This window comes from Methylobacterium sp. B1, assembly GCF_000333255.1.
In the GTDB taxonomy this organism is placed as follows: Bacteria; Pseudomonadota; Alphaproteobacteria; order Rhizobiales; family Beijerinckiaceae; genus Methylobacterium; species Methylobacterium fujisawaense.
Map to the genome: position 1 here is coordinate 1 of NZ_BACT01000549.1, position 6831 is coordinate 6831.

Sequence of the window (6831 nt, forward strand, 5' to 3'; positions counted from 1 at the left end):
CGCCAGGGCCTCTCGTCCAAGTGCCTCGTATTCGATCTCGACAACACCCTGTGGGGTGGCGTCGTTGGCGACGACGGCGTCGAGGGGATCGTGATCGGCAACGGGGACGCCGAGGGTGAAGCCTTCCTGGCGGTCCAGCATTACGGGCTCGAACAGGCCCGTCGCGGCATCATCCTGGCCGTCTGCTCGAAGAATGACGAGGCGAACGCCCTTGAGCCGTTCGATCGGCATCCCGAGATGGCGATCCGGCGCAAGGATGTGGCCTGCTTCCTCGCCAACTGGGACGACAAGGCGGCCAACATCCGCGAGATCGCCCGGCGGCTCAATATCGGCCTCGACAGCCTCGTGTTCGTCGACGACAATCCGTTCGAGCGCAATCTGGTGCGAACGGCGCTGCCGATGGTGGCGACGCCCGAGGTCCCCGAGGATCCCGCCCTGGTGCCGCAATGCCTCGCCGATGCGGGCTACTTCGAGGGGGTGGTACTCACTGCGGACGATCTCGGCCGGACCGAGAAGTACCGCCAGAACGCAGAGCGGGAGGCTGCGGCCTCAGACGCGACCGACGTCGAGTCCTACCTGAAGAGCCTGGACATGGTTCTGGAATGGGGTCGCTTCGACGCCACGAACCTGACGCGGATCGTCCAGCTCATCAACAAGACCAACCAGTTCAACCTGACGACCAAGCGCTACACCGAGGATGAGGTCCGCGCGATCATGGCGGACGACGGCGCCATCGGTTTGCACTTCCGCCTCAAGGATCGGTTCGGCGACAACGGATTGATCGCCGTCGTCATCGGCAAGATGCAGGGCGACGAACTCGCGATCGACACGTGGCTCATGAGCTGCCGCGTGCTCAAGCGGCGGGTTGAGGAGTCGACCCTGGACGTGCTCGCTGGCGAAGCCAGACGTCTCGGAGCACGGTTCCTCGTCGGGGAGTACCGGCCGACTCCGAAGAACCGAATGGTCAAGGACCACTACCCGCGCCTCGGTTTCGATGCGGACAGTGGCGGTGAAGGCGCAACGACGCGCTGGTCGTTCTACCTACATGGACGCGATCGCCCAGACTTTCCCATGAAAATCGTGGAGACGAACTGATGAAAACGGAAGAGATGTACGCGGCGCTCAACGAGATCTTTCGTGACTTCCTCGCTGATGACACGATCGACCTCAAGCCCGAGACTACTGCCGACGATGTGGAGGGCTGGGACTCCTCGAACCACATCAACATCCTGCTCGCGGTCGAGGAGCGCTTCGGCATTCGGATGAGCACGCGGGAGATCGAGAAGCTGAAGACCGTCGGGTCGCTGGCCGAGCTGATCGAGTCCAAGCTCGCCGAGCGCTGAGGAGCGCCCATGAACGACCTCGCCGAACGTACCTTCCTCCCCGAGGATCAGATCGCCTTCGCGAAGCTGTCCGGGGATCAGAACCCGATGCACATGGACCCTGTAGCCGCAAGGCGGACCCAGGCAGGCTATCCGGTGGTTCACGGCGTCCACGCTATCCTGTGGGCCCTAAACGCCGCTGGCGGCCATCTGAGGGACTTCGGGGCCCTGTCCGTGCGCTTCGAGCGGATGATCTACGTCGGCGATCGCTGTGTGCTCCGGCAGCGCCAGCGCCGCGGCGAGGGGTTCTCCCTCGACATCCTCGTTGACGAGACCGTGGTCACCCGCATCGACCTCGGGCCCGCCGTCGAGGGCAGGCACTCATCGGAACACGAGAAGCACTCGTTCGCTGTGGAGGCCACGCCCGCCCTCTTTGAGGAGGCGTTCCCAGAGGCGGCAGCGGTGTTGGGAGGCGCCTTCCTACAGGAACTCGCCGGGCTGTCGAAACTGGTCGGCATGGTCGAGCCGGGCCTGCACTCGATTTTCAGCGGCTTCAACATCCTTCGCGAGCCCGGGGATGTACCCCTGGGTATGCGGTTCGAGATCGCGCACGAAGATGAACGCTTCAACCGCATCACCATAAGCGTCACCGGGCAGGTCCTGAGGGGGCAGGTCACCGCTTTCCGGCGGCCGCCGCCAATTGATCAACCGAGCTGTGACGAGCTGCGGGGGCTGGTCTCGCCGGATGAGTTCTCCGGGAGCAAAGCCCTCGTGGTCGGCGGCTCGCGCGGGCTCGGCGAGATCACGGCAAAGCTCCTGTCTCTCGGTGGGGCCGACGTCGTCATCACCTACGCCACCGGTGACGTCGACGCCCAGCGAGTGGCGAGCGAGATCCGCGCGGCCGGTGGGTCCTGCGCGGTGGAGCAGCTCGACGTGCGCAACCTGCCGACGCAGCAGCTCGATGCCCCGCAGGTTTTCGACCAGCTCTACTATTTCGCGACCCCCTTCATTTTCGGCAAGCGTGGCAAGGGCTTCGACAGGCGCCTGCTGGGCCAAATGATGGGGTTCTACGTCGACTCCTTCTACGACCTCTGCGCCCATTTTAGCAGGCAGCAGAAGCTCAACGTCTTCTATCCGTCGACGATCGCGGTGACGGAGCGACCCGCTGGCCTGACCGAGTACGCTATGGCCAAGGCCGCCGGTGAACAGCTCTGTGCCGATCTCCCGAGGATGCTCAAGAACGTCAAGGCAACGATCCGGCGGCTACCGAGGCTTCCAACCGACCAGACGTCGAGCGTCCAACCGGTGGAGACGGGATCAGCCGTCGACGAAATGCTCGCGGCGATCCGAGCCGTCTCGTAGGCGGCTCTCACCCCGCTTCGTAACTTAAAACTATTTCAGCCTGACGACCGATCGCTGCCCAACCCGGAGCCTCAACCACGTCAATAGATCGCTGACGTCGATGTTGAGCGGAGGTGGGCAGGTTTGGACTTAATCCTCTACGTGCATGGCTTCGCTGCCGTCGCGGCGTCATCGACAGGGATGTCGATTCGTGACGTTAATTTTGTTGATTGCCTGCCACATGATTCCAGCGTTCACCGACCGACAGCTCTGGCGGTCATGGAACGGTGACGTCGCACTGTTCGGAGACGGCGCAGGGTTCGACACTTCGGCGTTGCTTAGACATCGACCCCGACAGCAATCAGATGTGGCGTGGATTAACTTGATGGCAGGTGTCGAATGCAAAATCCGACGCCTGCGGAGGACATTTCATCGAAAACGATCGATCTAGCAAAATCAATGCGATTAAGCGCTGAGCGTCTAGGTTCTTCTAAATAATTGCATGACAAGCCCTGAAGCCGTTCTGGCAATAGTTCATGACGCCGTCGCCCGCATGCGCGAACAAAGTACACGAAATTTCCGCAATCATTGGCCATTCACGGTCGAAGTCAAAATGAATAACCGCAAGGCGCATGTTTTCATTGCCGAGGCGCAAACTTGGCTCGAAGCGAATTGTTCCGGCAATTGGACGCTTCGTCTTGATATCGATGTCGTTGGCTTCGATGATGAAGCAGAAGCTGTTGCATTCGCTTTGTTTTCGGCACCCTGACGATTGTGTCTACGCCATCGAGTGGGCTGAAGCTCGTGATCCACTCCCATGAAGGGTAACCCGCCCTCTTTGGCAGCAAGACCGCAAATTTAACGTCGAGTTTTAGTCCAGCGTTTGAAGCTTCGCCGCCATTTTACACGCGGGGCCGCGGTTGACGCAATCGCCTCGTCGGCTCGTAGCCACCAGGGTCAACGAATAATCTTTCCCTCATAGGCCTAACACTCGGCGAGACCCTCGACAGGGATGCCCAGTCGCGTGGATCGTCAGAGTCGCGATACTGCGTCCCTATGAGTCCGCGAACCAGAAGCGACTCTTCTGCACGGGCAGACTATCGAGGGACACGGGCGAATCATTGGAATAGCAGCCCAGGGACAGACCCTTTGGCCACGAGGCGGTACTGCGCATCAAGCGTTTCACCGCGCCGGGTATCTACGTAGCCAACGACCCGAAGCTTGGCATCCAGCACGCGGATACGCCCGAGCCCGTCGACATCCTCCAAGTATCCAATCGGGATGCGGCGATCGTCGAGTATGGGTCTGCGCGCCATAGCTGATCTCCTCGGGAAGGTCATAAGATATCATCGACCGGCGTCGCCACAGTCGGTCGACCCTGCTGGGAATGTCTCGGCGGGTAGCCTGCGACCGGAGGGGCGGTGACATCCGGTCTGTTACGAACCTCGGCGCCGCGCGATCGCGTCGAAGGCCGCTTCCGCAGCCACGTAGCGTTCGTGGGCAGCCTGCCGACGCTCTGGTGGATGTTTGTCGGGATGCAAGGCCACCCGGTGGGCGCGCCGGGCCGCCTGTACGATGTAATCAGGGGCGTCCGCGTCTAGACCCACACTGCGGAAAAGGGGATCGCTTGTCATCCCGGCGGCCCGCTGACGGGCGACGGTGAGTTCGGCTTCAAGTTCCTCAACCCGGGCCATAGCGATCTGCAAAGCAGCACAGGCCCCGCGCTCGAATCTCGCAGCCTCACGCAACTGCGCCTCGGCTTTGACGAGCCGACCTCGCAGATCGAGAGCGCCAGGAACAAGCCCAAGGATCAGTCCGAAGACGAGCCAGCGTTGGACTGACGGGGCTATCGCCAGCACGCATCCGAAGATCCCAACGAGGATCGTCATCAGGACGATCGGGTTGAGGTTCGCGGCGGTATCCAGCAGATCGTCGACGAACGGCGTCGGCTTCACCGTCATCTCGGGGACGTCGTCTTTCATCGTCCGGCGTCCTTTGACGCGGTGTGTCCGTCGATGAGGTCAGCATTGTGGTCACGAGACACGCTCATTACGCGTCCCCCTCGGCGTCAAAGGGACGGGTATCCGGGTCGTCGACTTCGTTCAGGTCCCGCGGGTAGATGCCAAACCAAGCCCGCATTGCCGCATGCATCCGCGGTCCCACTGGGACACGACTTTTGACGATCACACCTGCTCCGCGCAGGTGCTGTTGCAGCACCGCGTGCCCGGGATCGTGACCGAGGTGGTGATCGGGCCGGTGTATCCGATCGAGGACGTAGCCGTGCTCCGACCAGCGCAATACGGCGACCAAAACGCGCCCGCCCGGCACAGTTGGCCGGTACTCAACATAGGCGTGGCGCCCGACAAGCACCTCGGGCACCATATCGTACAAGCCCCATCGGTAGCGGCGCTCGGCAGCGACGAGATCGGCACCGGTGGCGAGCAGCTTAATGCCCGGGCGACCGGCGAGCGCCCGTGCGAGATCGTGGAGGCCGGGCGGCCGGTCAAAGCGATCGGCCCAGCGGCGGACCCAGTGCTTGATGTCGCGGTCGACGGGCCAAGCGTCGAGGCTGGCGCGCAATGCTTCGGGAGTCGCTCCCGAGCAGCAGCGGCGCAGGTAGGCGACAGCGTCTGCGAACGTCCGAGCGCTCTCAGGGTCGCGTATGTGCGGCACGACGGCCCGATGGACGAGATCAGGCTCCAAGCCAGCCAATGCCCGAATTTGGCCGATGATTAGCGGGCCACGGTGCTGGGTGAGGACGCGCACTCTGGCACGGACATCGTCATCGCCAGACGCGAAAAAGTGGACGATTTCGGCGTAGGAACCAGAGATTTCGAGCGGGTAGAAGCCGAGTTTAGTCAGGGTACCGATGAGGCCGGGAGGCAAGAAGCCACCGAGTGCGGCGCGTAGTACCCTGCGCGGCCTTAGGGCGAGCAGCGCACGACCAACGATGACGCGAGGTTCGCTACCGGCGTCAACAGCTATGCCTCGTTCGAGCAGCGCGCCGTCAAGGTGCCGAGCCAAGACGGTGACGTCGCCGTCGTTCAAGCGGGCGAGAACAAGGTAGGCGGCCTGTCGCCGCGCAGCGCCCCAGCGGCATGAGGCGGCAAAGAACCCGGGCGTAGAAGCGTCGACGATGAGGGCTTGGTCGAGCGCCCAGCCTTCATAACCCCGCACCAAGCGACGGCTCGGAGAGTGCTCAGCGGTCACAGATTGAGAAGGATCCAAGAGCGCCTCGCGTCAGATTGCCGGGGGATGGGAGGTCATCGTCCCCGGAAACCCAGATCCCGCAACAATTCCGCGACTTACCTATTGTATGCACTCCAATGTCGTCTCCCGTATCGGATGCGCGGACGAGATCGTTGGCCTTGCTCGTGAAGACGCCGCAAAGCAAGCACGGCCGATTAGTCGCCAATGCCGGTAACAGATCCGAAATTCAGCGTCACCGAAGGCGCAGTGATGCCTACGGCGACGCTATAATCTGAGTTTATTCTCGGCTCATCATTATATGCTTTTGGGATAACTAATTTCATTCCGCCTTCGGCGCCACCGATGAGATTTCACAAAAATCCTAAGATAAACACCTGCCTGAACTCACACTACTGTGATTTCTGAAGGATTTTTATCTGCAAATCAGAATCCAACATATCTATCGATCGCCGAGCGTGCCTCACCTGCACTTCCGCGAACATTGTATACGACGATTTCGTCACTGTCTCGAACTATGACGACGTTGTCATACCCACAGTTATCAATTAACCCGAGGGCCGCAGCTTGTGTTGTTAGGTCCGAAGCTTCCACCCCATCCTCCAAGCTTTTAAACGAGGCACATAGCAATTGAGCCCACATATTTTCGTCGGAACACCCCGTCGATTTTGCGTATTCGTATTGCGGGTTCGACTTGAACGACTGCTCTAACTGAAATCTAATAGATCGATGTTCATCGGTATCTGATACCACGGAAAAACCATACATGTTGTCAATCTCGTCAACGACCGCAAATAGACCGCATACCCTCAACTTATCAACTAAAGAAAACATATCTATCCTTTCGTGACATCGAAATGCATCACGGCGACGATCTGGTGCTCGTCAGTGCCGATCAGGAGCGCATCTTCGGGCGTCGGCTCGATATCCAAGCCCGCCGTCGCGATCAGCACCTGCGGCC

The 6831-nt window shown here is 60.8% G+C and carries 6 protein-coding genes; 4 read left to right on the forward strand and 2 right to left on the reverse strand.

Features of this window, described 5'->3' with window-relative positions; all coding sequences use genetic code 11:
- From I53_RS16155 to I53_RS33305, 4 genes are all read left to right on the forward strand, one after another.
- A partial coding sequence (locus I53_RS16155; RefSeq protein ID WP_043352501.1) for an HAD-IIIC family phosphatase occupies nt 1-1095 on the forward strand: 1095 nt, incomplete at its 5' end.
- Nucleotides 1095-1343 carry an acyl carrier protein gene (locus I53_RS16160; protein ID WP_043352502.1) on the forward strand — a complete coding sequence of 83 codons (249 nt, stop codon included), beginning with the start codon at nt 1095-1097 and terminating at the stop codon, nt 1341-1343. The genes I53_RS16155 and I53_RS16160, both read left to right, overlap by 1 nt.
- Before the next feature lie 9 nt (nt 1344-1352).
- Complete coding sequence (locus tag I53_RS16165; RefSeq protein WP_043352503.1) at nt 1353-2684, forward strand: SDR family NAD(P)-dependent oxidoreductase; 1332 nt, start codon at nt 1353-1355, stop codon at nt 2682-2684.
- 481 nt (nt 2685-3165) lie between these two features.
- Entirely contained in the window at nt 3166-3432 is a 267-nt protein-coding gene (locus I53_RS33305; protein WP_148291162.1) for a hypothetical protein, read from the forward strand.
- A gap of 667 nt (nt 3433-4099) precedes the next feature.
- Here the strand turns inward: I53_RS33305 and I53_RS16175 are convergent.
- A complete protein-coding gene (locus tag I53_RS16175) occupies nt 4100-4645 on the reverse strand; it encodes a hypothetical protein (RefSeq protein ID WP_043352505.1) in 546 nt (181 codons plus the stop codon).
- 67 nt (nt 4646-4712) lie between these two features.
- Complete coding sequence (locus I53_RS16180; protein ID WP_043352506.1) at nt 4713-5843, reverse strand: hypothetical protein; 1131 nt, start codon at nt 5841-5843, stop codon at nt 4713-4715.
- Nucleotides 5844-6831 lie beyond the last annotated feature (988 nt).